The organism is Prevotella conceptionensis 9403948, assembly GCF_000312305.1.
In the GTDB taxonomy this organism is placed as follows: domain Bacteria; phylum Bacteroidota; class Bacteroidia; order Bacteroidales; family Bacteroidaceae; genus Prevotella; species Prevotella conceptionensis.
Window position 1 is genome coordinate 1 of record NZ_HE999497.1, and the last position, 931, is coordinate 931.

2 protein-coding genes and 1 pseudogene are annotated in these 931 nt (G+C 48.1%); all 3 read right to left on the bottom strand.

The features are described 5' to 3' along the window. Positions 1-213: pseudogene (locus tag BN93_RS18875) on the bottom strand (hypothetical protein); the annotation flags it as partial. After that, positions 210-563, bottom strand: coding sequence for a DUF3408 domain-containing protein (locus tag BN93_RS15920; RefSeq protein ID WP_004341656.1), 354 nt, complete (start codon positions 561-563; stop codon positions 210-212). The gene BN93_RS15920 and the pseudogene BN93_RS18875, both read right to left, overlap by 4 nt. 25 nt (positions 564-588) lie before the next feature. After that, a complete protein-coding gene (locus BN93_RS15925; RefSeq protein WP_394329938.1) occupies positions 589-927 on the bottom strand; it encodes a DUF3408 domain-containing protein in 339 nt (112 codons plus the stop codon). Positions 928-931 lie beyond the last annotated feature (4 nt).

Here is a 931-nt window from a genome sequence, read left to right on the forward strand (position 1 = left end):
GGCTAAAAGGATATTCTCCTCTTGGGAGGGTTCCCTTTTGGGGATACGGATGGTAACGACGACTTTCCCTTTGCCCCGTTCCTTGAAAAAGAGTTGCAAGTCACGGTAGAGTCTTACGGCACTCCGATAGCGTCCGTACAGGAAGCAGGCGACCTCTACGCTACCGAGATAGGCTAAGCCTACCGACAGCAGAATAAAGACGATCTGCTTCATCGCTCGAAACGTTTACGGAACTGTTGCTCGAACAAGATGTCTATCTCATCGCGATGTATCTCTAAGTGGTGCCGGAGGATATGCTCTACAAATGCCCCGATCGTCAGTTTGCCTGCGGCTGCCACATAGACGATTTCGGAAATCTCTTCCTGTGTCTTTTTGGAAATGAACACGCCCTTTCGGTCTCCGATGTTCAGAGGTTGAAGAAAGGCGGTTTCGTAATCGCTTCTCTCTTCCTGAAGGAGACCTGTAGGGTTTCCCTCGGAATGCTCGATGAGCGTGGTGGAGTTACGGATGGTTACTTTTGAAGAGACGCTTTTTCGTTCTCTGCAGGACTTGTTACCTGCCATTGGTCGGTTTGTTTTCTGTTTCATATCACAATAATTTCTTGAAGTTCTTTTCACTTAATCGGTTGATTTCTTCCTTGTAGTCCTCCAAATGTTTGAGAAGGATGTTTTCCACGTACATACCCAATGTCATCTCTCTCTTTCGGATGAAGAGGACGATTTCCGACAGTTTGTCCTGCAACTCCTTGGAGATGTAGATTGCCTTGCGGTCGTATAGGTCATTGCGGTGCATGAAGAGTGAGATGTAATCTCCTTTGGCTGTATTCTTGCGACGTGTTCGGATGGGGAGTTGTGGTTCTTCCAAAGCCTCTTTCGGTGTTTCCGGAACAGACTCATCCTCCTCTTCGCCTGTGGGAGGGGGTGTTATCTCG